The organism is Hirschia litorea, from assembly GCF_042665075.1.
Classification (GTDB): Bacteria; Pseudomonadota; Alphaproteobacteria; order Caulobacterales; family Hyphomonadaceae; genus Hirschia; species Hirschia litorea.
The window spans coordinates 456,534-483,490 of the sequence record NZ_JBHTBR010000005.1; the positions used below are offsets into that span (position 1 = coordinate 456,534).

At 48.7% G+C, this 26,957-nt stretch carries 25 protein-coding genes; 23 read left to right on the plus strand and 2 right to left on the minus strand.

Going from position 1 to position 26,957, the window contains the following annotated elements:
* Together ACFQS8_RS10890 and polA are read right to left on the minus strand one after the other, a co-directional pair.
* Positions 1-2,256, minus strand: a complete 2,256-nt coding sequence (locus ACFQS8_RS10890) for a mannose-1-phosphate guanylyltransferase/mannose-6-phosphate isomerase (protein WP_382167362.1) — start codon at positions 2,254-2,256, stop codon at positions 1-3.
* Between the two features lie 194 nt (positions 2,257-2,450).
* Positions 2,451-5,321 (minus strand): DNA polymerase I, encoded by a 2,871-nt coding sequence (polA, locus tag ACFQS8_RS10895; protein ID WP_382167363.1) that lies wholly within the window; start codon positions 5,319-5,321, stop codon positions 2,451-2,453.
* Between the two features lie 207 nt (positions 5,322-5,528).
* Here polA and ACFQS8_RS10900 point away from each other — a divergent pair, with 207 nt between their 5' ends.
* The 23 genes from ACFQS8_RS10900 (at position 5,529) to ACFQS8_RS11010 (ending at position 26,924) form a co-directional block, all read left to right on the plus strand.
* Entirely contained in the window at positions 5,529-6,356 is an 828-nt protein-coding gene (locus ACFQS8_RS10900; protein WP_382167364.1) for a 3-deoxy-manno-octulosonate cytidylyltransferase, read from the plus strand.
* 3 nt (positions 6,357-6,359) lie between these two features.
* On the plus strand, positions 6,360-7,010 hold the full coding sequence (locus tag ACFQS8_RS10905) for a histidine phosphatase family protein (RefSeq protein ID WP_382167365.1): 651 nt from the start codon (positions 6,360-6,362) through the stop codon (positions 7,008-7,010).
* A 32-nt stretch (positions 7,011-7,042) separates the two neighbouring features.
* On the plus strand, positions 7,043-8,020 hold the full coding sequence (locus ACFQS8_RS10910; RefSeq protein WP_382167366.1) for a KpsF/GutQ family sugar-phosphate isomerase: 978 nt from the start codon (positions 7,043-7,045) through the stop codon (positions 8,018-8,020).
* A 78-nt stretch (positions 8,021-8,098) separates the two neighbouring features.
* Positions 8,099-9,283, plus strand: coding sequence for a DUF2891 domain-containing protein (locus tag ACFQS8_RS10915; protein ID WP_382167367.1), 1,185 nt, complete (start codon positions 8,099-8,101; stop codon positions 9,281-9,283).
* Entirely contained in the window at positions 9,280-10,491 is a 1,212-nt protein-coding gene (locus ACFQS8_RS10920) for an Nramp family divalent metal transporter (RefSeq protein WP_382167368.1), read from the plus strand. Before ACFQS8_RS10915 ends, ACFQS8_RS10920 begins: the two co-directional genes overlap by 4 nt.
* Positions 10,488-11,252 carry a 5-oxoprolinase subunit PxpA gene (pxpA, locus tag ACFQS8_RS10925; protein WP_382167369.1) on the plus strand — a complete coding sequence of 255 codons (765 nt, stop codon included), beginning with the start codon at positions 10,488-10,490 and terminating at the stop codon, positions 11,250-11,252. Before ACFQS8_RS10920 ends, pxpA begins: the two co-directional genes overlap by 4 nt.
* Entirely contained in the window at positions 11,233-11,865 is a 633-nt protein-coding gene (locus ACFQS8_RS10930) for a 5-oxoprolinase subunit B family protein (RefSeq protein ID WP_382167370.1), read from the plus strand. Before pxpA ends, ACFQS8_RS10930 begins: the two co-directional genes overlap by 20 nt.
* The gene (locus ACFQS8_RS10935; RefSeq protein ID WP_382167371.1) at positions 11,862-12,803 is read left to right on the plus strand and encodes a 5-oxoprolinase subunit C family protein; all 942 of its coding nucleotides are present in this window, start codon (positions 11,862-11,864) and stop codon (positions 12,801-12,803) included. The genes ACFQS8_RS10930 and ACFQS8_RS10935 overlap by 4 nt, the downstream gene beginning before the upstream one ends.
* Before the next feature lie 165 nt (positions 12,804-12,968).
* The gene (locus ACFQS8_RS10940; protein ID WP_382167372.1) at positions 12,969-13,904 is read left to right on the plus strand and encodes a peptidoglycan-binding domain-containing protein; all 936 of its coding nucleotides are present in this window, start codon (positions 12,969-12,971) and stop codon (positions 13,902-13,904) included.
* A 313-nt stretch (positions 13,905-14,217) separates the two neighbouring features.
* A complete protein-coding gene (locus ACFQS8_RS10945; protein ID WP_382167373.1) occupies positions 14,218-14,841 on the plus strand; it encodes a 50S ribosomal protein L21 in 624 nt (207 codons plus the stop codon).
* Between the two features lie 44 nt (positions 14,842-14,885).
* Positions 14,886-15,161 carry a 50S ribosomal protein L27 gene (gene rpmA / locus ACFQS8_RS10950; protein ID WP_382167374.1) on the plus strand — a complete coding sequence of 92 codons (276 nt, stop codon included), beginning with the start codon at positions 14,886-14,888 and terminating at the stop codon, positions 15,159-15,161.
* A 155-nt stretch (positions 15,162-15,316) separates the two neighbouring features.
* Positions 15,317-15,940, plus strand: a complete 624-nt coding sequence (locus tag ACFQS8_RS10955) for a GNAT family N-acetyltransferase (protein WP_382167375.1) — start codon at positions 15,317-15,319, stop codon at positions 15,938-15,940.
* A 29-nt stretch (positions 15,941-15,969) separates the two neighbouring features.
* Positions 15,970-17,037: a GTPase ObgE gene (gene obgE / locus ACFQS8_RS10960; protein ID WP_382167376.1), complete on the plus strand. Its 1,068-nt coding sequence runs from the start codon at positions 15,970-15,972 to the stop codon at positions 17,035-17,037.
* Positions 17,038-17,066: 29 nt separating this feature from the next.
* The gene (gene proB / locus ACFQS8_RS10965; protein WP_382168602.1) at positions 17,067-18,209 is read left to right on the plus strand and encodes a glutamate 5-kinase; all 1,143 of its coding nucleotides are present in this window, start codon (positions 17,067-17,069) and stop codon (positions 18,207-18,209) included.
* 33 nt (positions 18,210-18,242) lie between these two features.
* Positions 18,243-19,526, plus strand: coding sequence for a glutamate-5-semialdehyde dehydrogenase (locus ACFQS8_RS10970; RefSeq protein ID WP_382167377.1), 1,284 nt, complete (start codon positions 18,243-18,245; stop codon positions 19,524-19,526).
* 72 nt (positions 19,527-19,598) lie between these two features.
* A complete protein-coding gene (locus ACFQS8_RS10975; protein WP_382167378.1) occupies positions 19,599-20,204 on the plus strand; it encodes a nicotinate-nucleotide adenylyltransferase in 606 nt (201 codons plus the stop codon).
* 133 nt (positions 20,205-20,337) lie between these two features.
* Positions 20,338-20,751 carry a ribosome silencing factor gene (rsfS, locus tag ACFQS8_RS10980; RefSeq protein ID WP_382167379.1) on the plus strand — a complete coding sequence of 138 codons (414 nt, stop codon included), beginning with the start codon at positions 20,338-20,340 and terminating at the stop codon, positions 20,749-20,751.
* Positions 20,752-20,835: 84 nt separating this feature from the next.
* Positions 20,836-21,294 (plus strand): 23S rRNA (pseudouridine(1915)-N(3))-methyltransferase RlmH, encoded by a 459-nt coding sequence (locus ACFQS8_RS10985; protein ID WP_382167380.1) that lies wholly within the window; start codon positions 20,836-20,838, stop codon positions 21,292-21,294.
* A 96-nt stretch (positions 21,295-21,390) separates the two neighbouring features.
* Positions 21,391-22,638, plus strand: a complete 1,248-nt coding sequence (locus ACFQS8_RS10990; RefSeq protein WP_382167381.1) for a murein hydrolase activator EnvC family protein — start codon at positions 21,391-21,393, stop codon at positions 22,636-22,638.
* Positions 22,639-22,756: 118 nt separating this feature from the next.
* On the plus strand, positions 22,757-24,073 hold the full coding sequence (locus ACFQS8_RS10995; RefSeq protein ID WP_382167382.1) for a S41 family peptidase: 1,317 nt from the start codon (positions 22,757-22,759) through the stop codon (positions 24,071-24,073).
* A 177-nt stretch (positions 24,074-24,250) separates the two neighbouring features.
* A complete protein-coding gene (locus ACFQS8_RS11000; RefSeq protein WP_382167383.1) occupies positions 24,251-25,510 on the plus strand; it encodes a divergent polysaccharide deacetylase family protein in 1,260 nt (419 codons plus the stop codon).
* Complete coding sequence (locus ACFQS8_RS11005) at positions 25,491-25,997, plus strand: RNA pyrophosphohydrolase (RefSeq protein ID WP_382167384.1); 507 nt, start codon at positions 25,491-25,493, stop codon at positions 25,995-25,997. The genes ACFQS8_RS11000 and ACFQS8_RS11005 overlap by 20 nt, the downstream gene beginning before the upstream one ends.
* Before the next feature lie 78 nt (positions 25,998-26,075).
* On the plus strand, positions 26,076-26,924 hold the full coding sequence (locus tag ACFQS8_RS11010) for an alpha/beta hydrolase (RefSeq protein WP_382167385.1): 849 nt from the start codon (positions 26,076-26,078) through the stop codon (positions 26,922-26,924).
* Positions 26,925-26,957: the final 33 nt, after the last annotated feature.

Genomic DNA, 26,957 nt, shown 5'->3' on the forward strand with positions numbered 1-26,957 from the left:
TTATTTCTTTGCTTCTTTTTCCGCCAATAGCGGCATCAAACAGCCCAGCACGTGATAGAGTGTGGACGCAGGCGAATTGCTCGAAAGCACCTTGCCTTGTGCATCCACTTCATCATGCCAATAACCCATATTCTCGCCGCCAACTGTGAGATAGTGCTTTTTCAAACGTTCAAGCATTTCCAGCCCTTTGCGCTGCTCAACAATAGATCCCTGTGTGAGCTTTAGGCGGATATATTCTGTTTGCGGCCATAGACGACATTTTACCTCTTCAGGGTGTGTCCCATCAGGATAGCATTGGTTCATCACCAAGCCCGTTTTTGGCGCAATCCCATATGTGTCACTAAAGGCTTCCAAAACAGCTGTTGTGTTTGTTTTACGGCCCGTCAGTTTTTCGTATTTACGCAGCAAGTAAGCCCACTCCAGCAAGTGACCCGGCTCCAGCATCAAATATTTAGGGTTTGCACGATCAGGCAAGGGTGTCAGGTCTTCGTGGAAATACTCACGCAGCAAACCATCCACACAGAAACGCTGCGTATAAAGCTCAAAAATTTCCTGTGCGAGATCAGCCATTTGCTCATCGCCGAACAATTCCATCCAGGCCATCGCCATTTCAAACAAATGCATATGTGGATTCGCGCGGCGCGGTGTTGTCGCCGGAATACCTTCCACAAACCCGATCACCGGATGACGCAGACGGTTAAACAGCACATCTCTTGTTTTATTGGCTGCATCCATGACCTTCTTATCGCCGGTCACTTTATACGCCCATCCAAGCCCCAATAGTGCGAAAGCTTGGTCGTATGTATCGACACGACTATCGCGCAAAGACCCGTCTCGGTTAAAAGTATGACCCCAACCGCCAGAATCCAGCCAACAATGCTTGAGCATGTAATTTAGGGGCGATTCCAGTGCGTGCGCACCCTCTTTCCAGCCCATTTCATGTGCGTGTGCAAATGCATACACCTGACGCGCCTGAACACGGAAACGACGTCCCATGTCGTGGATAGGTTTACCATCCATATCCAGCGCTTCATATGCACCGCCATATTCACGGTCCAAACCAATATCAGCCCATAATGGCAATGCTTGGTTAAACAGCCAATTTCTAGCCCACCCACGCGAACGCGACTCAAATGATTTTGAACGCGACCCATGTCCAAGTGCGGTGGAGTGTCCGTCTTTTTCAAGCGCTTGGTGTACTTTTTTCACGCTCTGAGCATGCTCAGTGTGACACACCAATAATGCATCAGGCGTATCAATAATCGCGACATCATCAAGCCCAATAACAGCGACAACCCGACCACTTGCTTGCACGAGACAGTTTTTAGAATCTACAATCCGCACATCACCTGTGAGATTGTTACCATTCTTGTCCATCGTGCCAAGCTCACGAACACTGGCCCAACTTCCAACATCAGACCAACCAAACTTGGCAGGCACAACAGCGGCATTTTCTGTACGTTCCATGATCGCATAATCGATTGATTTTTTCTCAATCGCGCTAAATAGCAATGGATCATATTGCAAATGCTTATAGCCATTCGCGGACGTTTCCAGACGTGCACAATCACACGCGGCAATCACTTTGGCATAAATATCTGGCTCAAAATTCGATAGCTCACTTAGATAAGTGGAGCCACGCACAGCGAAAATCCCCGCATTCCAAACATAGTCTCCACTGTCCACATAGGATTGAGCCGTGTCAGCGTCTGGTTTTTCAACGAATTTTTCAACTGGATATCCTGGCACACCATCCAACTGACTTGGCGCGCGCTTAATATATCCAAATCCCGTTTCAGGACGATCGGGTGTCACACCAATTGTACAGATATTGCCTTTTGCAGCTGTTTGGGCTGCTTCTAAGATAGCTGTCTGAAAATGCTCCATATCTTCGATATAATGGTCCGCAGGAACCAATACCAAAACCGCATCTTCGCCTAAATTATCATTCACCCAATGCGCAGCAATACCCGCAGCCGCAGCCGTATCACGTCCCATTGGCTCTTCAAGAATGGCACTTACAGGAATATTGTTTTCAAGTAGCTGTGTCTCAACTTCATTTGCATAAGCCTGAGAACAAATAATCAAAGGCGCAGCACTATTTGGCACGGCATTCATGCGCAATGCTGTATGCGTCAGCAATGAATGCTCACCAAACAGGGTTTGCAATTGTTTAGGCTCATGAGACCGCGATAGAGGCCAAAGACGTGTTCCGCTACCACCACACAAAATCGCAGGTACAATCTTTAGTGTCATCCCCAACTCTCGCTTTCCAAATTACTCAACATACTACCTTCAAACTCACAGGCACTTTCAAATTCGACTGAATTTATAAAGCTACTTAACCGCCTACCTTTACAAATTCATGTAACTATCAGCAATAATTATACCGATCTTCAGATTGGCATGCGATATTGTTTCATCGCCTCTATTTTGTGATGAGTTAACGCCTAATGCGCTTCATTCCATGAATGCGCAGCTTCAGCTTCCACCAATAGCGGAACAGATAAATCCATCACTGGAAATGTTGCTGTTTCCATGATTTTTTTCACCAGCTTAATCGTCTTTTCTGCCTCAGCTTTTGGCGCTTCAAAGATCAATTCATCATGTACTTGCAACAGCATTTTAGCTTGCAGACCCGATTTTTCTAAAGCCGCTGGCATTTTCACCATCGCCCGCTTGATAATATCCGCCGCAGATCCCTGCAAAGGCGCATTAATGGCTTGGCGTTCAGCAAAACCTCGCTCTGGGCCTTTGCCATTTATCCCCTTCATCCAAATGCGGCGACCAAAGGCTGTTTCCACATACCCTTTCTCGCGGGCAAAGGCTTTCATCTCATCCATATATTTCAATATGCCGGGGAATTTCGCATTATAGGCCTTGATATATTCAGACGCTTCTCCACGTGGAATACCCAATTGCCGCGCCAACCCAAACGCAGATATTCCATAGATAATCCCAAAATTGATCGCCTTGGCTTTGCGCCTAATCATTGGGTCCATGCCCTCAATCGGCACACCAAACATTTCCGATGCCGTCATGGCGTGGATGTCGAGATCATTGTTGAACGCATCTTTCAGCGAGTCGATATTTCCAATATGTGCCAATAATCGCAGCTCAATCTGTGAATAGTCCGCCGCGATCAGCACATTGCCCTCTTGCGCCACAAAAGCCGCCCTTATCTTACGTCCCTCTTCGGTACGGATAGGAATGTTCTGCAAATTCGGGTCAGAGGATGACAAACGCCCTGTTTGTGCGCCCACCAAATTAAAGCTTGTATGCACGCGCCCTGTTTGCGGATTAATGCACTCGCCCAGCGCGTCTGTGTAAGTTGATTTCAATTTTGAAAGAGAGCGCCACCCCAGCAACGCTTTGGGAAATTCATACCCCTCCGCTGCAAGGTCTTCTAGCGCATCAGCACCCGTAGCCCATGCACCCGTTTTGGTTTTCTTCCCGCCTGGCAGCTCCATTTCGCCAAACAAAATTTCACCAATCTGTTTCGGGCTACCCATGTTAAACTCGCGTCCTGCAAGTTCAAATGCTTCAGCTTCATATTGAGCCATGCGCTGTGCAAAATCGCCGGACAATCGCGACAATGTTTCCCGCTCGACAAATATCCCAGCGCGTTCCATTTGCGCAACAACAGGCACCATAGGCCGCTCAATCGTTTCATAAAGCGTCGCCATGCCTTCCGCAGACAGGCGCGGTTTAAGCAATGCCCATAGGCGCAGCGTCACATCCGCATCTTCCGCCGCATATTTCGTAGCTTCGCCCACTGACACCTTATCAAAGGTGATCTGCTTCTTGCCCGTCCCAGCCACATCTTTAAACGCGATAGGCTTGTGATTGAAATGCAGCTCCGCCAGTGCATCCATGCCATGACCATGCAAACCCGCCTCAAGCGTGGCTGAAATCAGCATTGTATCATCCACAGGGGATGGCAAAATCGGCGCACCCAGCACCTCCATGCCAGCACGATAAAATACGTTGATATCGTATTTAAAATTCTGCCCCACTTTTAAAATAGAAGGGTCTTCCAGCATGGGCTTTAAAATTTCCAATGCCAGTTTCATATCCATTTGCTCAGGCCGTCCATCGCCTAGCAAGTCCCCATCACCCGTATGGCCTAGCGGAATATAGCACGCATCATTTGGCCCCAATGCCAATGAGACGCCCACCAAATTCGCCGCTACAGAATCCAACCCATCGGTTTCGGTATCAACCCCAATCACACCCACTGCAGAAGCACGCGCCATCCATTCGCGTAAATCCTCGGGCGCAATCACAGTCACATATTTAGAGGCATCAATCGCTTCAGCACTCGCCGCCACAGGCATGCTCGCATCCACACCGCCTTCACTTGCCGCACTCGCAGTCGGCGCTGCACCATTGCCTATTTTTTCCTGCACGCGCCGCGTAATGGTACGAAACTCCATTTCATCAAGAAACGGCACAAGCTCTTCAAGCTTTGGCTCACACACACCAAATTCTTCAATCGCAACAGGCACAGGCGTATGCACATCCAGCGTCACCAATTTATGCGAGATACGCGCATCATCCGCATACTGATAAAGGTTTTCGTGGCGCTTAAATGTTAAAAGCTCATGCGGCTTATTCTTCTTATCTGGCGCATGCTCACTCGAAAATTTAAGCAAGCCTTCAAGATCACCAAAAGCATTGATTAATTGCGCGGCGGTTTTCAATCCAATTCCCGGAACACCCGGCACATTATCAACGCTATCGCCTGCAAGCGCTTGCACATGCGTCACGCGATCTGGTGCCACGCCAAATTTATCCATCACCGCATCAAACGATAAATGCCGATCTTTCATTGTATCCAGCATCGACACTTTATCTGTGACGAGCTGCATCAAATCCTTATCTGATGAGATAATCGTCACGCGCGCGCCTTTTTCTTCCGCAATACGCGCATAGGCAGCGATCAAATCATCTGCCTCATAATTTTCTAATTCAATCGCTGGTGTCCCGAATGCAATGGCAGCACGCCGCACCAGCGGAAATTGCGGCACTAAGTCTTCAGGCGCAGGCGGGCGCTGCGCTTTATAGCGCGCATCTAAATCATTTCGGAAAGTTTTGCTGGACGCATCAAAGATACATGCAAAATGCGTTGCTTCATCCTTGCCCTTTGTATCTTCAAGCAGCTTAAACAACATATTACAAAAGCCAGACACAGCCCCAACCGGTAAGCCATCAGATTTGCGCGTTAAAGGCGGCAAAGCATGAAATGCGCGGAATATATATCCCGAAGCATCCACCAACATTACATGGCTATCTTCGTTGAGTTCGCGTGTCACAGGCATAGAAGCGTCTCCTTTGAGGCGCTAAGATGTAACAGGGTTTGCCAGCAGGGAAAGTGGTAAGGTTAATACTTGTGGTGAAAAACACCATTTACGGCCCTAAATATGTAAGCCCACGCCTTACATAGAGTTGACTTTCAAGGCACAATTGCCAACACCCAAAGCACGTTACACCCTTAACAACCCACATACCGCCTGCGAGATTAGCCTGTGAAATCACTTATCGTTATTCCATCACGTTATGCCTCCAAGCGCTTTCCAGCAAAGCCACTCCATAAAATCGCAGGCCACACCTTATTATCACGCGTCGTAAATATCGCTCAAAGAGTGTGCGCAGCTGATAGTAAAGTCTCCTATGTTGTCGCCACAGATGACACGCGGATTGAGGCGCACGCAAAAGAAATTGGCGCACCTGTTGTCATGACAGACCCAAATCTTGCCTCGGGTACGGATCGCGCCCTCGCTGCCACGAATATTTTCAAAGCTGATGCTGATTTTATCGTAAACCTTCAAGGCGATGCTCCTTTTACGCCGCCTGAGCACGTCCACGCGATCATCAATGCAGGCAAAACGAGCCGCGCTGATGTCGTCACCCCCGTTTTGCAAATGCCGTGGGATGCGCTTGATATCATGCGTGAACAAAAGCAAATCCAACCCTTTTCCGGCACGTCTTGCGTTAGGCGCAGAGATGGAGAAGCCTTATGGTTTTCCAAAAACATCCTACCCGCTATCCGCAAAGAAGACGCACTTCGTAGCTCAGCCCCCTTATCTCCTGTTTGGCGTCATATTGGTCTTTATGGCTATACCCGCGCCGCATTAGCCCGTTTCACCTCACTGCCTGAAGGCTATTATGAAAAGCTCGAAGGCTTAGAGCAGCTTCGTTTCCTCGAAAACGGTATGCGCATCATGACAGTCGCAGTCCAAACAGGGCCAAATGCAATGTGGGGTGTAGATACTTTAGACGATGCAGAACACGCAGAAAAACTCATCGCTCAACATGGTGATCCCCTAGATATGCCGACAGAGAACAAGGCTTAATCCATGCGCGATATATATATTGTTCGTCACGGCAATACATTTGATAAGGGCGATGTTGTTACACGTGTCGGTGCGCGCACCGATTTGCCGCTTTCTCTTTCAGGCCAAGCTCAAGCCGATGCTCTTGCTGCACATTTTTCTGTATCCGTCTCAGGATTTGAGAAAATCTATTGCAGCCCGCTAAAGCGCACACGCGAAACCGCCGCCGCAATTTTAAGCCAGCAAGCATCTGACGCATACGACCTTGAAGCACTCGAATTCTTGCGCGAGATCGACTATGGACCAGACGAGAACCAGCCCGAAAGCACCGTCCTAGCACGCATAGGTCAGGATGCCCTCACAGCGTGGGAAAATCATGCCATTCCACCCGATGGCTGGCAGGTTAATCCTCAGCAAATCATTGCTGCGTGGAAAGATTTATTTACACAAATCGCCCGCCTGCCTCTGCCAGAAACAGGCCCTGCAACGCCTGTTCTTATCGTCACATCAAACGGTGTTGCCCGTTTTGCCCTGCAAGCTGCAAATGACACCAATGGCTATGAATTAAAGCTGAAAACAGGCGCTTACGGCATCGTCCGTGTACAGACAATAGACAATAAAACGCACGCCCAAGTGCTTGACTGGAACCTAAGACCAGCCCCATCTGATAGTTAAATTGAAATCATAAAGTAGAGTGTGATCCCACCATGACATCTTCTTCAAACACAGCCTCCAATGCCGACATAGCGACAGCCCGCCGCGTCCTCTCAATGGAAGCTGAAGCCTTGAATTTAATGGCAAATTCTCTGGATGATCGCTTTGTTCAAGCAGTTGAAACCTGCCTTGGCGCAACAGGCCGCGTCATTGTTTCTGGGGTTGGGAAATCAGGTCATGTCGCCCGAAAAATCGCAGCAACTTTAGCCTCCACAGGTACACCCTCTATATTCGTTCACCCCACAGAAGCGTCCCATGGTGACCTTGGCATGATTGCAAAAGGTGATGTTGTGATTGCCATGTCACGTTCGGGTGAAACCAGCGAATTATCAGATATTATCCACTATACGCGCCGCTTCCAAATCCCGCTCATCTCCATTTGTGCAAAAGCAGAATCCACGCTCGCAAAAGCTGCGGATATCTCCTTGCTAATCCCTGATGGCCCTGAAGCATGCTCACTAACCTCCGCGCCCACCACATCTACCACCCTCACCATCGCTTTAGGCGATGCTTTAGCGGTTGCTTTGCTTGAACGTAAGGGTTTCAAAGCTGAAGATTTCCGCGTTTTCCACCCCGGCGGAAAACTCGGCGCGATGCTCAAAACAGTCACGGATCTCATGCATACAGGGGATGAACTTCCCCTCGTTCAAACAGGTGCAACCCTGTCAGAAGCGCTCAATGTTTTGTCTCAAAAAGGATGGGGATGTGTCGGCATTACGGATGCAAACGGCGCATTTATCGGTATGCTCACAGACGGAGATGTCCGCCGTCTCGTCACCTCAGGCAAGACAGTCTCTACCGTTGATGAAGCCATGACACGCTCGCCCATCACAGCGAACACAAAAACACTCGCCTCCACCCTCCTTAATACATTGAATGAAAAGCGCTTTACGCAAATGTTCATCCTTGAGGATAACAAACCTGTCGGCGTTATTCATATGCATGACCTATTGAAAGCAGGCGTGAGCTAAGCCTCTCTCATTTTCCAAATTGGCCTTCCCTTATCCGCTTTTTTGTGTTCCCTTTTTCACAATTAAGCGGGGTCAATTATGAAACAAATCATTTGCACACTTCTAAGTGCCGTCGCCATCAGTGCAGCTGCCTGCTCCCAGCAGGACACACCGCCGCCTGAAACCAGCACGACACCAAGTCCAACTGTCCAAACAGACCACACCCAACAACCACTCCATCTGCCCGTTCCGCGCGCAGGTGTTGTTGAGGATAGATTTGCGGGTTTAGCCCTGACTTGTCTGCATCAAGAATACCCCAACAAAGTCTCTATTGTCCTCGATCAAGATAGCGATTCAAAGCCACCTTCGCAGTTATTTCCCGCGTTTTACGGCTGCTTTGATTGGCATTCATCCGTACACGGACACTGGCTTCTCACACGCATTCTAACCGTCGATCCTGACACACCCTTGCGCACGCTTATTATTCAAGAATTAGACAAAAGTTTCACGCCAGAAAACCTTGCTGGAGAGGTGGAGTATTTCTCCACAAACGGCAAAGGTGCCTTCGAACGTCCTTATGGCCGCGCGTGGTTTTTGCAATTAGTCGCCGAACTTCACACGAGTGAAGACCCCAAAATGCAAGAATGGCGCAACATATTGCAGCCATTGGAAAAAATCATTGTTGAGCAAACCCAAACCTGGCTCAAATCACTCGCTTACCCGATCCGATCCGGCACACATAACCAATCATCTTTTGCCTTTGGTTTAATGCTCGATTATGCCCGCACGATAGGCAATTCAGACTTTGAAAAATCTCTCTCGGACAGCGCAATGCGCTTCCACGAGAATGACATAAATTGCCCGCTTACATACGAGCCTTCTGGAGAAGATTTCCTCTCTCCTTGCCTCATGGAAGCAGACCTTATGCGCCGCATCATGCCTCAAAACACATTCGCGACATGGCTTAGCGCCTTCCTTCCCGATATTCCTGAAGATGGTAGCGCGGACTGGCTGGCACCGGGTATCGTTTTGGATGCTACCGACGGAAAACTTGTCCACTTGGATGGCGTAAACCTCTCGCGCGCTTGGGCATTGGAAGGTATTGCGTCCGCTCTACCAGCAGATGATGCAAGACGCGCAAGCTTGCTGGCATCCGCCCAATTGCACACAGAAAAAGGTATCGCTTCTGTTTCAGATGAACACTATTCAGGAAGCCATTGGCTCGGCAGTTTCGCGACATACCTAACCACTAAACGCGGCATCGCATCCGCTGCCTCAGAATGAAACTGCGTATTGGCCCAGGAGCATTAGTTGCCGCTGCTTTTATAGGTCCCGGCACTGTCACAGCCTGCACGCTTGCAGGTGCTAATTTTGGTTATGCCCTTATTTGGGCGCTGGTGTTTGCCACGCTTGCCACGATTATTTTGCAAGATATGGCAGCCCGCCTTGGCGTTGGTGCTAAATTAGGACTGGGTGAAGCGCTCATGCGTAACACGTCCAACCCTATGCTTAAAATGGCATCCGCAATATTGGTATTTGCGGCCCTCGCTATCGGCAATGCAGCGTATGAAGCCGGCAATTTATCCGGCGGTGCATTGGGGCTTCAAGCGATATTGGGACCAAGCGGGCCAGATAGATCTATCATTTTACTCTGTATCGCCCTCATCGCGGGTGGCCTGCTTCTTTATGGGAAGTACAAGCTGTTAGAGCGTATTTTGGTCGGCCTTGTTTTAGTCATGAGTGCTGCCTTCCTAATCGCGGCATGTATTGTAAAGCCGGATATATCTCAATTTGCATCCGGCCTTATCCCCCGCATTCCAGACGGCGGCACGCTCACAGCCATCGCCCTAATCGGCACAACAATCGTGCCTTATAATTTGTTCCTCCATGCCGCCACAGCGCGTGAACGCTGGGGCCCGAATGGTGATATCCAAGCCGCACGTTCAGATACGATTCTATCTGTTGGTTTGGGCGGGCTAGTCTCCATACTCATCCTCACCACCGCCGCCGCTTCTATGTTTAAATCAGGCCTCGGCATTAGCAGCGCCGCTGATCTAGCGCGCTCTATAGAGCCAGTCTTTGGTGCCGGCGCAAAATATCTCATTGGGATAGGTCTTTTCGGCGCGGGCCTGACATCCGCCATCACTGCCCCGCTCGCAACGGCTTATGTCATCACCGAAATATGGCCCACATCAGATGATGCTCAGAAAAAACGCATCTTCCGTATCACAGCATTAAGTGTGCTTTTAATTGGGGTTCTATTTAGCCTTACAAGCATAAGTCCAATCTCACTCATCCTCATTGCGCAAACAGCGAATGGGCTACTTTTACCCATTATCGCCAGCTTCCTGCTTGTCATAATGAACAAAAAATCCCTGCTGGGCGCGCACACCAATACGCTTAAAACCAATATTGCTGGCGGCTTGGTGGTAATAATAACCCTTGGCTTGGGCTTGCGCGGAATCGCGAGAGCGTTTTCAATAGACATATGACACGTATGATCGACCTCAATGCCGACCTTGGCGAAGGGTGCGGAGATGATGCAGGGCTTATGCCCTATATTTCAAGCTGCAATATAGCGTGTGGTGGTCATGCAGGGGATGCTGAAAGTATGGCGGAAGCAGTTATGCTCGCCAAACTCAACAATGTACGCATTGGTGCCCACCCCTCCTATCCCGACCGAGAAAATTTTGGCCGCACATCAATGACGATGCGCGATATTGATCTTGAAACCAATCTTCTTGATCAAATGAGCACCCTTAAAAAAGCAGCTGTGCATTATGGCGTGCCAATCGTCCATGTAAAACCGCATGGCGCACTTTATAATGATGCATTAACATCAGAAAAATTGGCTTGGATTGTTGTATGTTCGGCGCGTGAAATCTTTCCACACGCCGCAATTATGGGCATGCCAAACAGCAAGCTCGAATTGGTCGCAAAACAACAAAATCGTCATTTTATCCGTGAAGGATTTGCCGATCGCAGATACACAGATGCAGGCCAACTCGTACCGCGTGTGCGCGACGGCGCGATGATTGATTCAGATTTGGAGCGTTGTGCTCAAGCGCTCGCATTGGCTGAAGGCGAACTTATTCAAACAGACACAGGCAACACACTCTCGCTCAATATTGATAGTATCTGTATTCATGGCGACACCCCAAATGCGGTTCAGAGCGCTCGCTATATTAAACGCGCTTTGGAAATAGCCAGTTTCACAGTCCAAGCACACATTCATGGCACGTCAACTTCTTAATTGTTTGCAGATCGCTGATGATCTCATCTCTATCACTTACCCCCCCTCATTAAACCGCACTGCGATTGCCGCGTCTTTGCGTGCCCTGCCTCATTTTAAAGAGGTCGTTGAGGGCATTGATAGTATTTGCGTTCAATTTGATCCGCTCACTCAGAATGCACAAACGCTTTTGGCAATGCTGCAAAAAACAGCCGCACACATATCAGATGCACCTCAAGCAAACCCAGACACATTCACCATCCCAATAGATTATAGTCCAAGTGCAGCCCCCGACTTAGATCAAGTGTGTGAAAGTCTGGGTATTGATCGCACCGCATTTATCACGGCCCACACAAGTAAAACTTACCCGATTGAGATAATCGGTTTCACCCCTGGTTTTGCATACATAAGTGGCGCTGATTGGAATATCCCGCGCCTCAAACAACCGCGCATTCGTGTGCCTGCTGGTTCAATCGGAATAGCTGGGGGATATACTGGTATTTACGCCCTTGAAGGACCGGGCGGCTGGCCTCTCATAGGACGCACTCACGCAACCCTTTTTGATGCCGCGCAAGATGACCCCTTCATATTAAAAGCGGGCATGCAAGTTAAGTTTGAGGCGGTAAAATCATGAGTCTCACAATATTAGCATCTGGTATGCAGGCAACTTTGCAAGGAAATCCCCGTCTTGGATTCCGCCACCAAGGTGTGCCCTCATCTGGGCCCGCAGACAGCCTATCACATGCGCTTGCCAATATTGCACTGGGCAATGAAGCTGACACGGCAAATATTGAAATCACTGGCGGTGGTTTCAAAGCGGTTATCAACGCGCCCATTTCCATTGCTCTTACTGGCGCACCTAGTTCAGCAACACTAAATAACGTCCCGCTTCATTTTTATACCCCCATACACGCCAATGCGGGCGACACTCTGATTATCCCACCTCCCAGTTTAGGCCTGCGTATCTATCTAGCGGTTACTGGCGGATTTGAAGCGCAGACATTTCTTAAAAGCACATCGACCTATCTTCCCGCCAATTTCGGCGGACATTTAGGGCGCGGATTGCAAAAAGACGATATATTGAAATTTGCAGATAATCCTCCCTCCCTTCCCTCTCAAATTATACCTCAACACATTCGTCCCTTTTTCAGTCGTCAATGGAGTCTCCGGTTTTGCGAGGGGCCAGAGTTCCACGTGCTAACGCAAGAAAGCGCAAAACAACTCACGCATTCTCCCTTCAAAGCAAGTTCCCGACTGAGCCGTATGGGAATCCAATTGGAAGGAACGCCTCTAAATTTAAGCTCAGATGGAAAGATGAAAAGCGCACCCGTTTTTGCGGGCACCATTCAATGCCCTGAAAATGGCCTACCATTTATCTTACTTGCAGACGCGCAAACAACAGGCGGCTATCCGCGCATAGGCACGATAGCATCATGTGACAGGCACAGGCTGGGCCAGATACAAGCAGGCGACCAGATCACCCTCATCAGTCTATCACCAGAAGCAGCTCTCACAGCATTGAAACAAAAATTATCCGCCCTAGCAGCCCTAACGACAAAGCCGTTAACTTAGCAACACGCGCCCCTCCAACTGCATAAAAACTCCCCTAAGCGTTGTTTTCATGTCGCAATTGCAGTCACAATTACCCCTCAAGGACGAACACGCTAGACGTGACGCTTTCTTAATGAGACGTTAATATACTATATGAAATTACACGTATTTCGCAGGGTGAACGACATGAAACTAAACTCGAAGGCGCTTGTCGCTGTATCTTTATGCGCCTTTAGCGCACCAGCATTTGCGCAAGTTGATTTGCCTCCAAACGCACGTGCAGGCGAATGTTACGCCAAAGTACTTGTGCCTGCGCAATACTCCACAAGCGTTCAGCAAATCTTGATTAAACCTGAATCTCAGAAGATCAAGAAAATCCCAGCACAATATGAAACATTTGAAGAAACATATCTCGTGCAAGAAGCGTCATTTGAATATGTGCCTGTGCCGCCGCGCTATGATTATGTACAAGAGAATGTAGTCGTTGCACCGGAACGTATGGAAAAGAAAGTTATTCCAGCACGTACTGAAACCGTCGAAGAAAAAGTCATGGTCCGCCCAGCCCGCGTTGAATGGAAACCTGGACGCGGCGCTTTAGAGCGTGTGGATGATGCAACAGGCGAAATCATGTGTCGTGTTGAGATTCCTGCAGAGTACAAAACAGTGAAACGTCTCGTCGTTTTAGAACCAGAGCGCGTGGTCGAAGAATTAGTACCTGCTAAATATGAGACTGTACGTCGCCGCGTGGTCGTCGAACAGGCAACTGTTCAACGTAAAGAAATCCCTGCAAAGTATGATACACGCACGACACGCCGTATCGTTCAGCCTGAACGCACAGAGGTAGAATATGTGCCGCCTGTGTATGATCAAGTCGAGCAACGTACACAAACATCAGGCGAGCGTTTGGAATGGCGTGAAATCTTGTGTGAAACAAACACAAAGCAAAACACCGTCCGCAGATTACAACAAGCACTCAACAATCAAGGCTTCAACGCCGGTACAGCAGATGGTGTGCTTGGGCGCCAAACGCTCACAGCAGTTCGCAACTTCCAACTTCGTGATGGTCTACCAACCGGTGGCCTAACGCTCGCGACATTGGAAAGATTGGGCGTCGCGCCTTAATATTTGAATTTATCCGGCAATGACGAGAAAAGATTTGAATCTCGTCATTGCCAGCATTTTAGAATGCATTTAGAAGCGATTCACTGACATTTCGTCTGCGGTTTGGAGAAATATCCCAAATTTACGCGATTCATTGTCACGAAACATTTGACTTTCTCGCTTCTTGTCGTCTATATGCGCGCTTCGCGCTTTTAAACCTGACGGTATTTACCTGATTGTTACTAGGAAGCGTCTCAAGTTTTTGGAAGAATTCGCACAGGCTGGCAACATGCCTCCTTGGTGCGTCAACCGACAGGCAAAAGGTCGTTAAGTTATGTTCGCGGTCATCAAAACGGGCGGAAAACAATATAAAGTCGCCCAAGACGACGTCATCACAGTAGAGAAGCTAGCTGCTGAAGCTGGTTCTGAATTCGTTTTCGACAACGTGCTGATGATTGGCGAAGGTGAAAAAGTAGACATGGGTGCTCCAGTTATCGCTGGCGCTCAAGTTGTAGGTGAAATTGTAGAGCAAACACGCTCTAAGAAAGTTATCACCGTTAAGAAACGTCAGCGTAACACATACCGTCGTAAGCTTGGCCACCGCCAAAACCTTACAATGGTTCGTATTACTGACATCCTCGCTAAAGGCGGCAAAAAAGTGACTGCTGCTAAAGCAGCTGCACCGAAAGCAGAAGCTCCAAAGGCAGAAGCAAAAGCTGCTGCACCAAAGGCTGCTCCTAAAGCTGCCGCAGCACCAAAAGCTGCATCTAGCGATGACATCACAAAGCTAACAGGTGTTGGTAAAGTTGCTGCTGGTAAGCTAGCAGAAGCAGGCTACACAAGCTTTGCTCAACTTGCTGCTCTAACTGAAGCTCAATTTGCTGAATTAGACACAAACATCTTCAAAGGTCGTGTACCTTTTGATCAAATCGTAGCTGAGTCAAAAGACCTAGCGTAATCGTAACGTAGCGCTGACTGCGCACCTAACATGGAGATGCTGTTATGGCACACAAAAAATCAGGTGGTTCGTCCCGCAACGGCCGCGATTCAGAGTCAAAACGTCTTGGCGTAAAAAAATACGGTGGTGAAGTTGTTATTCCGGGGAACATCATTGTTCGCCAACGCGGAACACAATACTACCCAGGCGACAATGTCGGCATGGGTAAAGACCACACAATTTTCGCTAAAGTGGAAGGCAATGTAAACTTCCGCAAGCGTGCTGGAAACCGTCAATACATTAACGTCATTCCGGCAGATGCTCCAAAGGCAGCTGAATAGCGGTAGACGTCTGAAAGACAGGACCGAGCCGCTTCAAGACTTTGAAGGCCGCGCTCGCGACAAGACCCAAAAAGGGGAAGCGGGTGACCGCCTCTCCTTTTTTTTCGCCTCATTTTCATCATAAGGCGACATTTAAAAGGGGCATACCCGAGTAAATGGACACGCAGATTATGGAAACGCGCGACGATACATCTCGCAGAATAACCACGCTTCCAGTATTGGAGACAGCACAGCTGACTCTGCGCCCATGGAAACTAGACGACGGCCCAGCAATTGATGCCCATTTCAGCAATTATGAAGTTGCCAAAATGACAGGCTCAAAGCCATATCCTTATCTTCCAAATTCTGGCTTTGGGGTGATTGCTTCTCAACACGGAAAATTTTTGCGCGGCTTGTGTTATGAGTTCGCACTTATTTGCAAAGATACTCAGGAAATTGCTGGCGGATGTGGTATTTTTAAACGCAAACCCACATCCCATTATGAATTGGGATATTGGCTTGGGCAAAAACACTGGGGCAAGGGACTTGCAACAGAAGCTGGAAATGCTGTCCTAGATTGGGCAAAGGCCGCTTTGGATGCAGATACATTTGTTGCAGGACACTTTGCTGATAATCCCGCCTCTGGTCGGGTACTCACCAAGCTAGGGTTTGCACGTGTCGGCAAAGAAAATGAAACAAAGCCGATGTTCTCTTTGGCGCGGGGCGGAAGATCGCCCGGCCTTGTATATATTTGGCCAGCCTCTAAAGCTGCCACCACACCTCTTTCAGCGCTACATTAGAGTAGCGCTAACTCGACTGGACACACGAAATGAAATTTTTGGACCAATGTAAACTTTTTGTCGCTGCCGGATATGGCGGCGATGGATGTGTGGCGTTCAGACGTGAAAAATATATCGCCAATGGTGGTCCCAATGGCGGCGATGGTGGCAATGGCGGCAGCGTCTGGGCCGAGGCTGTTGAAGGTCTCAACACATTGATTGATTACCGCTATAAGCAGCATTTCCAAGCTGCGCGCGGTGGCCATGGTATGGGAAGCAACCGCACAGGTGCAGCTGCAGAGGATGTCATCATTAAAGTCCCCGTCGGTACACAAATTTTTGAAGACGATCAGGAAACTATGATTGCTGACCTTTCAAAAGTTGGCGACAAGGTTTTATTGGCTGAAGGCGGCAATGGTGGATGGGGAAATCTACGCTTCAAAACATCCACGAACCAAGCGCCCCGCCGTTTCAACCCTGGTCTCCCCGGAGATGAGCGTTGGATATGGATGCGTTTGAAACTCATCGCAGATGCAGGGCTCGTTGGTTTGCCAAATGCCGGTAAATCTACATTCCTTGCCGCAAGTTCAGAAGCCAAACCAAAAATCGCAGACTATCCCTTCACCACGCTTCACCCAAATCTTGGGGTCGTTAGCCTAGGGCTTGGTTCGTCTTTTGTGTTAGCTGACATTCCGGGCCTTATCGAAGGTGCCGCTGAAGGTGCTGGCATAGGCACGCGTTTCCTTGGTCATATCGAACGCTGTACTGTTTTGCTTCACCTGATAGACGCCACACAGGATGATCCAGACCAAGCTTATCTAACGGTACGCAAAGAGCTGGAAGATTACGGGGCTGACCTTGAGTCAAAAATTGAAATTGTAGCCCTCAACAAATCTGATACGCTTGATCCGGAAATTCTTGAGGAACAAGCCGCCAAGGTTGAAAAAGTGTGTGGTCAAAAACCACATATCATTTCCGGTGCGACAGGCGACAATGTAAAAGATGTTTTGGGTGAGCTATTTGCTGCCATCCAAGAAAAACGACAAGTGCAAAGAGATAAAGAGGCCGCAAAGCAAGCCTTTGAAGCTGGGGAAGAAGATCAAGGATGGACACCGTAGAAACGGTCTCTGGAACCAAGCCTGATACAATACAATCTGGCGCGGAATATTTATCCAGTGCGAAACGCATCGTCATAAAACTCGGCTCAGCACTGCTTATCAATGCTGAGGGCAAAGCGAATGCTGCCCGTATTCAGGCAATTTCGCGTGATATTATCTCTCTGCGCGCCCAAGGAAAACAAATCGTTATCGTGTCTTCAGGCTCAATAGCGTTGGGACGCAAAGCGCTAAAATTGAAATCTGGCGCATTAAAACTAGAAGAAAAGCAAGCCGCTGCGGCATCTGGTCAGATCCGTCTCATGCGGGCTTGGGAAGATGCTTTTGCTGTTCACAATGTCCCTGTTGCTCAAGCACTTCTCACATTAGATGACACTGAAATCCGACGCCGCTGGTTAAATGCGCGCGCAACGCTCAATACGCTACTAGAAGCGGGCGCGATCCCTATCGTCAACGAGAATGATACAGTTGCAACCGAAGAAATTCGCTATGGCGATAATGACCGCCTTGCGGCACGTGTCGCCCAAATGACTGGCGCAGACGTATTAGTGCTTCTTTCCGATATTGATGGTCTATATACAGCTGACCCGCGCAATGATCCAAGTGCGAAACACATTCCTGTCGTTACCGACCTCACACCAGATATTATGAATATGGGCGGTAGCGCCAATGCCCAAGCTGGCGTTGGATCAGGCGGTATGGCCACAAAACTTCAAGCTGCTCGCATTGCCATGACGGCAGGGTGCGCAACCGTCATCACACGCGGCGAACCAACTGATGCCGCCAGTGATTTACCGATGGCCGCCCTAAAAAATGGCGCGCTGGCAACATGGTTCATTCCGCCTGTGTCCCCAGATACCGCGCGTATTCAATGGCTTATGGGATCGTTAAAACCTGCTGGAAAAGTCACGGTAGATGCAGGTGCCTCTCGTGCTCTGCGCAAAGGCAAGAGTCTTTTGCCAGCGGGCGTCACACATATAGAGGGCCATTTTGATCGCGGCGATGCTATTGAAGTTGTTGATCCTCAAGGACACCCTGTTTCGCGAGGCATAAGCGCATATTCATCAGAAGACGCAACGCGCCTTATAGGTCGCAATTCTTCTGAGATTGAATCTATCCTTGGATTTAAGGGTCGCCCTGCACTAATCCATTGTGACGACCTTATTCTGCTCTAAATACTTACAGCCCTAATCTAACCGAGCCTAATCATGACCATGACCCCAACTGACACAGCGTCACTCAATGACACCATGAACGCCATGGGCGCACGCGCGCGTAAAGCTTCTGCGCTCTTGGTGAAAGCGGGCCCTGAGGCACGCACAAAAGCGCTAAAAGCGATGGCAAACCGCATTCGTGAGAATGCCGATATGATTATCGCTGCAAATGCCAAAGATATGGAAGCAGCACGTGCTAAAGACCTCACCCCTTCTCTTCTAGACCGCCTAGAGCTATCAGCTGCACGCCTTGAATCCATTGCGCAAGGGCTTGAAAGCGTCTCAGAAATTGCTGACCCAGTCGGTGACGTACTCGCAAGTTGGGAACGTCCAAACGGGTTACAAATCTCTCGGGTGCGTGGTCCTATCGGTGTGATCGGTATCATCTATGAAAGCCGCCCAAATGTGACAGCAGATGCTGGCTCCTTATGTGTGCGCTCTGGGAATGCTGCCATTTTGCGCGGAGGGTCTGAAAGCGTCCATTCCGCCACAGCAATTACAGCTGCACTTCAAGACGGACTTGCAGATGCAGGCTTGCCACGTGATGCTGTGCAAATGGTTCCAACAACTGATCGCGCTGCCGTTGGATTTATGCTCAAAGGTCTAAGCGGCAACTTGGATGTCATTATTCCACGGGGCGGCAAAAGCCTTGTGGCGCGTGTACAAGAAGAAGCGCGTGTGCCTGTCATCGGACACCTTGAAGGTTTATGCCACACTTATGTTCACGAAAGCGCTGATCCAGTTAAAGCGATAGAAATCGTTTCCAACGCCAAAATGCGACGGACTGGAATTTGTGGCGCAACTGAAACTTTGCTGATTGATGCCAGCGTTGCTTCTGAGCTTTTGCCGAAAATCGCAAAATCACTTCAGGAACTTGGATGTGAATTGCGTGGAAATGACAAAGCACAAGCTATTGTGCCAATGATTGCCGCGACCGAAGAAGACTGGCGCACCGAATATCTAGCTCCTACTATATCTATCAAGGTGGTGACCGATATCACTGAGGCACTAGAGCATGTGCAGACCTATAGCTCAGGCCACACAGAGGCTATCCTTGCAGAAGACACGGCAGCAGCAGAACGCTTCCTGAACGAGATCGACGCCTCTATTGTTATGCATAATGCTTCTACACAATTTGCGGATGGTGGTGAATTTGGTATGGGCGCAGAGATAGGAATTGCCACAGGCCGCTTGCATGCACGCGGCCCTGTGGGGGCTGAACAACTCACAATTTTCAAATACATGGTCCGCGGGAATGGCCAAACTCGCCCTTCTTAATTCATTGAAATAGAATAGTTTTATGAAAAATAACGCCGTTTCAGACATTGCCAAAAGCATTCAGGTGGCTCAATGAGCCGCCATCTTTTGCGCTTGCCGTCTGCAACGGATGGTATCAAAATCGGACTTTTGGGCGGCTCTTTCGATCCCGCCCATGAAGGCCATGCCCATGTCGCTGAAACAGCATTGAAGCGCTTACAGCTTGATTATGTCTGGTGGATTCCAGCCCGAGGAAATCCTTTAAAATCAACGCAAACGCCATTCGAAAAGCGTTTCGCTTCCGCTGAACGCATGGCCCGCGGGCCTCATATGCGTGTTACAGACATCGAAAAACGCCTCGACCTCAGTTATACTAATGCCTTGATTCAACAACTAAAACAAACAGCACCGAAAGCACATTTTGTTTGGATTATGGGAGGAGATAACCTCATCAACTTCCATAAGTGGCAAGGCTGGACCCAAATTGCAGATTCCGTCCCAATCGCTGTTGTTGCCCGTCCCGGTGCAGGTGCACGTGCGCGTTTTTCAAAATTCGCCCGCCGCTATGCACATGCAAGAATCGCTGATGCCCGTGCAGCGTCTCTACCCACATCCAAAGCACCTCATTGGGTGCATTTAAGGGCACCACTCAACAGCGAAAGTTCCACTCGTCTACGTGGCCCCTCGAATATGTGGTAGCTCAACCCTATATCAAAATCTCACTAATTTAGCCCAATCCTTTCCCTATTCCAGTCTACGTGTTAAAAGGGAAAGTAAGGTCGCAATTGACCAATAGTATTAAAGAAAGGTTTTAGCCCTGTCCGCTCAAGATATGCGTACTGCCGCTGACAACACTGCCAGTGACAATGACGAGACGCAGCATAAGGTCTCAATCGCTCAAATAGCCGAAATTTCAAAGATGATAGTTGCACGTCTCGACGACGATAAAGCAGAAAACATCATCGAAATTGACTTGGTAGATAAGTCCTCCATTGCCGATACAATGATCATTGCTTCTGGCCGTTCAGCGCGCCATGTGAATGCTCTGACTGATCACATTTCACGCGCTCTAAAAGAAGCCGGCGTGACGGGTGTACGCACCGAAGGTCTTCAAAACTGCGATTGGGTTTTACTTGATGCAGGTGATATTGTGGTTCATATTTTCCGTCCAGAAGTGCGCGAATTCTACAATATCGAACGCATCTGGGGTGCTGAAACACCTTCTTCAGATCACCTTTCAGCCTAAACCTGATTTTAAACATAAACCACCAGTTTGCAGCCTTATGTCAGGCCGTGAGCTGGTGTTTTCATATCTGGATTACACACCACCATGCATATTAAAATCGTCTGCGTTGGACGCATGAAAGATAGCCCCGAGCGCGACATGGTGAATGATTATATTCAACGTGCTGCCAAAACTGGACGCGGCCTTGGTATCCGTTCTGTTGAAGAAATTGAGGTGGAAGCAGGTGGCGGCAAAACCAAAGAATCTGAACGCATTCTTGCACGAGTTGGAAACGCACGCTTAGTTCGATTAGATGAACGCGGCAAGGCGTTAAAGTCTATGGAATTTTCTAAAAAAATCGCCAATTGGCGCGATACAGGTGATGATGTCGCTTTCCTAATAGGCGGTGCAGATGGCCACGACAAATCCCTAACTCCAAAGGCCCCTGACGCGATTTCTTTTGGTGTGCAAACATGGCCCCACAAGCTTGTGCGCGTGATGATAGCTGAACAAATCTACCGCGCTTTATCTATCGAAGCTGGTTCTCCCTATCACCGCGAATAAAAATATTGCTTTTGTTATGCCAATAATACGCGAAACCATGTCAAACATATAGAATGTTCACCCTCGGTTAGCGAAGCTCTTTTTATAAGTTGGCATATGTTGTTTCGTTTTATTTTACCTTGTTCTCTTGCTCTCAGCGTCGCTTTCGCGCCGCCCATATGGGCACAAGATAAAAAAGCTGACAAAGATACATTTTCCATAAGTGACCTAGAGCGCGTTGAAGCAGAGCGTGATGAAGTGCTCAAACGGCTCAAAAAATTGGAAAAAAGCGGCAAAAAAGCTGATCGCGAACTCCAAGAAATTGACGATGATCTTGTTGCAGCAGCAGCCGATAGTCGTCGCCGTGAAGAATCTGCTATCAACGCACAGATGGCGCTAAATGACCTAGAAATACAGGAAATTGCTGCGCGCCAAGAGCTACTCAAAGACAAAGATACGCTCGCGGATGTATTGGCAACATTGATGAGTTTTGGCTCCAAACGGCCACCAGCTCTGACAACAAGCCCAGAGAACACGAGCGCAGCTATTCGTGCAGCGATCCTCATGGGAGACGTGGCCCCGAAACTCGCTGCGAAAGCAGAAGCGCTTGCCGAAGAACTCGATACACTCGCATCATTGCAAGCAAATATCCGCGCCGAGAAAGAAGAGCTCATCCGAGCTGAGCAGACTTTGCTAGCAAGACGCCAAGAAATTGAAGCATTGTATGAAGAAAAACGCTCAAAACGCATTGATTTAGCCAAAGCTACAGCCAGCCTAAAAGCGCAGAATAAAGCTTTGGCAGGCGAAGCTGACACGCTCCAAGCCCTTCTCTCCTCTATTGTTTCCAAAGCACCAACAACACCGAGCCTGAAGCCGCTCCCTCCTCGACGCTTTGCCAAACTTGCTCAAAAGCCAGTGGAAGCACCTAAAAAAAGCACCTCAAAATCCCGCCCCTCTCCCCCAGTTTTTGGATCAGGTTCACATATCCAGCGGCCAGCAATTGGGACGCTTGTGAGTGCATTTGGCAGCTCCAACACCAGTTCGGAAAAATCCAAGGGACAAACTTGGCAAACCAGAGCAGGCGCGCACATTGTTTCACCAAGAGATGGTCGTGTAGAATATGCTGGTATTTTCCGCAGTTATGGTCAAATATTGATTCTTGATTTAGGCGACAATTACATCATGGTACTCGCGGGACTGGATTCTATTTACGCAGAAGTGGGGCAATCTGTTTTAAGCGGTGAGCCCGTTGGCCGTATGTCAGACAACGCCAAACAAACGCCAGAATTATATATTGAACTGCGCCATAATGGTGCTCCCATAGACCCAGAGACATTACTCGCAGACAATAAAACCAAACGTTAGGGAAAATCATCTGTGTGCAAAGCATGCTTGCACTAGATAAATTGAGGAAATCCCCTAAATTATATGAGAGTGCCATTTCAGCGACGAGCAGGTGCGAGAAAAGATGGAGCGTGACTATATGCGATTAAGATTTATCGGACCAGCACTTGCTGGCGTATTAGGCTTGAGCGCTTTTGTGTGGAATGCAGATAGCGCTCCTGAAACAAACCACGCTGATACGTATGCTCAACTGGATCTTTTTGCTGAAATTCTTGCACGTGTGCAAACCGAATATGTTGAAGGTGTCGACGAAGCCGAAGTTATGGAAGCTTCAATTGATGGCATGCTCACATCTTTGGATCCACATTCAAGCTATCTAAACCCTGAAGAATATCGCTCCATGCAGGTTCAAGCCTCTGGAGAATATGGCGGATTGGGTATTGAAATCACACAACAAGATGGCTTCATCCTCGTTGTTTCTCCGATGGATGACACGCCCGCTAGCCGGGCTGGCATTCAACCTGGTGACTATATCTCGGCAATCAATGGTGAACCTATAGTGGGCCAGCCAATGAATGACAGCCTAAAAGAAATGCGCGGCGCACCCGGCACAGATATTTCGCTCACAATCTTGCGTGAAGACAAAGAGCCCTTCGATGTCACGCTTACACGTGAGATCATCAAACAAAATTCCGTCACCTATCACGCCGAAGACACGATTGGTTATATTCGTATTTCCAGCTTTAATGAGAGAACCACAGATAGCTTAAACGATGCGATCACATCCTTAAAGCGTGACCTAGGGTCAAAAATGACAGGCCTCATCCTAGATTTACGTAACAATCCAGGCGGACTACTCAACCAAGCTGTTGGCGTATCCTCTGCCTTTCTTGATGGTGGAGAAGTTGTATCTACGCGTGGCCGCCAAGCCAATGATGTACAGCGCTATAATGCTCGCCCAGGTGAGCGCCTACCAGACATGCCAATCGTCATACTGATAAATGGCGGCTCCGCTTCAGCAGCTGAAATTGTAGCTGGAGCGCTTCAAGATCATAAACGCGCAACTGTTATGGGCGAAACCTCCTTTGGGAAAGGTTCTGTGCAATCGGTTATTCCGCTAGGCCCACAACGCGGCGCAATTCGCCTTACAACATCACGTTATTACACTCCATCAAACGCATCTATTCAGGGGGCCGGTATTGATCCTGATATTGAGGTCGCACAATCACGCCTCACTGATGAAGAAATGGAACACATAGAAACGCGTCAGAAACGATATTCAGAGGCCAATTTGCGCAATGCTCTAGAAAACGACCAAGGCCGTGAACGTCGTCCACCTCATATTCCAGCCGACCAACCTCCCGCTGACTATGAGGGCGAAGATTACCAATTGGAACGCGCTCTTTCGTATTTACGGTCTACAGATTTTGCAACAGAGCTCGCCCACAAGGGATAGAACACAGCAAATGTAGAAATTCTAAGGTCTGCTGGGCAATTTCTACCCGGCAGACCTTTATTGTTTCCAACTTGTTAACCGCGTTTAACCGATAATAGAGACAAAGTTTCTTTCCTATAAACGTTTGCTCCGAGACCACAGCTGGGCCGACAGGAATTTCAACGGATTACGCAAGTCATGTCTTCGACTCTAAAACACAACACATCCCCGCTAAACACCGGCCTCAAGCATGCCGCCTTGGGCTTAACATCTATAGGGATTGTGTTTGGGTTGAGTGCCGCATTCGTGCAGCTAACAGGCAATGAAGATGCAGGCAGCCCCCAAGCTAGTGTTGGCTTGTTTGCAGAGCGTGCAGGTCCGGCACCAGCATTAAAATCTCGACTGGACGAGCCACCTCTTATACATGAAGTGCCTTCAGAGCATGGCACACAAACGGCCTCCCACACGGAAGATGATGAACCGAGCTTGCCCGTTTCATATCCGGCGGAAGGAGCCACAGCGCAGGCAGAGATAGCTAGCACTGGTGATGGCAGCGATATTCGTATCACCCGCCTCGCTCCTGAAGTGGCACCTGAACCCGAAGCTGAAAAAGAACGCATCCCGCTTACGAGGGCACCCGTCAGTGGACTATATGAAAACGGTGCTGTTGGACGGCTACCGAAAATTGCCGATGATGGACGCCGCCCTGCAGAAGTTTATGCGCGTCCACACACACCAACCGGCAAGCCTCAAATTGCGCTTATCGTAGGTGGTCTTGGCATTAAGCGAAGCCTTACAATGCAAGCCATTAGTGATCTGCCACCCGAAGTTACTCTCTCTTTTGTACCCTATTCTGCAGACCTTCAAACATGGGTAAATCGTGCACGCGCAGCCGGCCATGAAGTATTGCTAGAAATGCCTATGGAGCCTTACGATTATCCAAATGTGGATACCGGCCCAGACACATTGCTAACAACGCTCTCAGCAGAAGAAAATGAAAGACGCCTCAAAGTTGTTCTAGGACAAACCACAGGGTATTTTGGTGTAATCAACTATCAAGGCGCAAGACTGGCCACCGAATCACGCGTCTTAAAGCCTATAATGGAAGAGCTTAACCGTCGTGGATTGGCGCTTATATATGATGGTGCCGCAAATCGTTCCGTCTTTCCTTCAATTGCTGAAGAGATTGATATGAATTTTGCTGAAGCTGATAGGATTGTTGACACTGTCCCTTCCGCTGATGCCATCGACAGAAATCTTCTTCACCTTGAAGCACTCGCACTGCAGAATAATTCAGCTTTAGGTGTTGGTTTTGCCTTCCCTGTCACTGTCGATCAATTTAAACAATGGTCCGAAACCATAGACTCAGACGTCTATGAACTCGTACCTGCCTCGGTTGCGGCTGGTATTAACACAGCAAGACCAGAAGGCAGCGGCGATGACACAGGGAACGAATAACCCACTCCAAGGTAACCGGGATCCAGACCTCTACCGGCCTAATGCGGGCTTGGCTGTATTTTCTCAAAAAGGGCATGTATTTGTCGGCCGTCGCGCCGGCTCTTCTGGCCAATATCAATGGCAACTGCCCCAAGGCGGCATTGATAAAGGTGAGGATGTGCTCAAAGGCGCATACAGAGAATTGGAAGAAGAGACAGGCATCGCCAAAGACAAAGTCGAGCTTTTGGAACAGTTAGACCCTTGGCTTTATTACGACTTCCCTGAGGATGTAAAAAAACGTTTAGCTGGCCCCTTTTCTGGACAGAAACAGAAATGGTTCGCGTTCCGATTCAAAGGATTGGAAAGTGATATTAAGTTGGATTTGCACACGCCAGAATTTGATGCGTGGAAGTGGGTTTCCCTGCATGAAGTCCCAGAACTGATCGTGCCATTCAAGCGAGATATATACACATTTATTGCAGATAAATTTGCGCATTGGACGAATTAGACAGAGTGTTTAGTTAACTCATTAACCATTTTCACCCACTCTAAGTCTTAACAAAAAAGAGTATGAGTTGAGGTGGTTATGGGAAAATCCATTCTGTTTTTACACGGATTGGGCGGCAGCGGCGATGATTGGGATCAAGTGATCCCTCTCTTTGAAGCTTGCGGTTGGCGGTGTGAAGCACCAACTCTTTTCCAGCACCTTCGTACCCGTCAAACTCCACCTGAAGCCCTCGACAATTTGGGCTTCAATGACTGGATAAAAGCGAGCGCGGCTTATGCAGAACACCTTACCAATGAAGAAGGCGAAAAGCCTCTCGTTATTGGTCACTGCATTGGTGGTCTTGTTGCTCAAAAACTCGTTGAATACGGTGATGTATCTGGCGGCGTGTTCATCAGCCCTACACCCGATGCAGCCAGCCACATCACAGGAAGAAAACTCTCTAAATCCTTGAACTTCTCTGCTTTCCTTTTGACCATGAGAGCTAACAACTCTCCTTTAAGGTCAGTTGGTTTAGGCTGGGGCATGTTAAACAATGTAGCTTCACATGAGCGTGCAGCTATCATAGAGAACATGCGATATGAATCCTCCCGCCTATCTTCCGAATTAGCAAACCCGCTCTCAATACCGGGACAAACGAGCCGCGTGACCACGCAAGAAGTAAATGTCCCGACTATGACAATCACATGCGGAAAAGACCGCGCAATTTCCAAAAGCACCGTGCAACTCACTGCTGCCAATTGGACAAAAGCAAAAACAGTAGGCTTATCTCTCACCTTCCCGAATATAGGTCATTGGCCCTTCAAAGAAGTCGGCTCTGAAACGATGTTTAGTAGTGTATTAGAATGGGCTAATACAGTTGAATGCATCAAAACACGCCCCGCCATGCCGCGCAAAACAGCAAAAATAATATCTCTATCAGCCGCTTAGATAAGTAAAAGCGCCCTCTTCCCCCAACCAGAT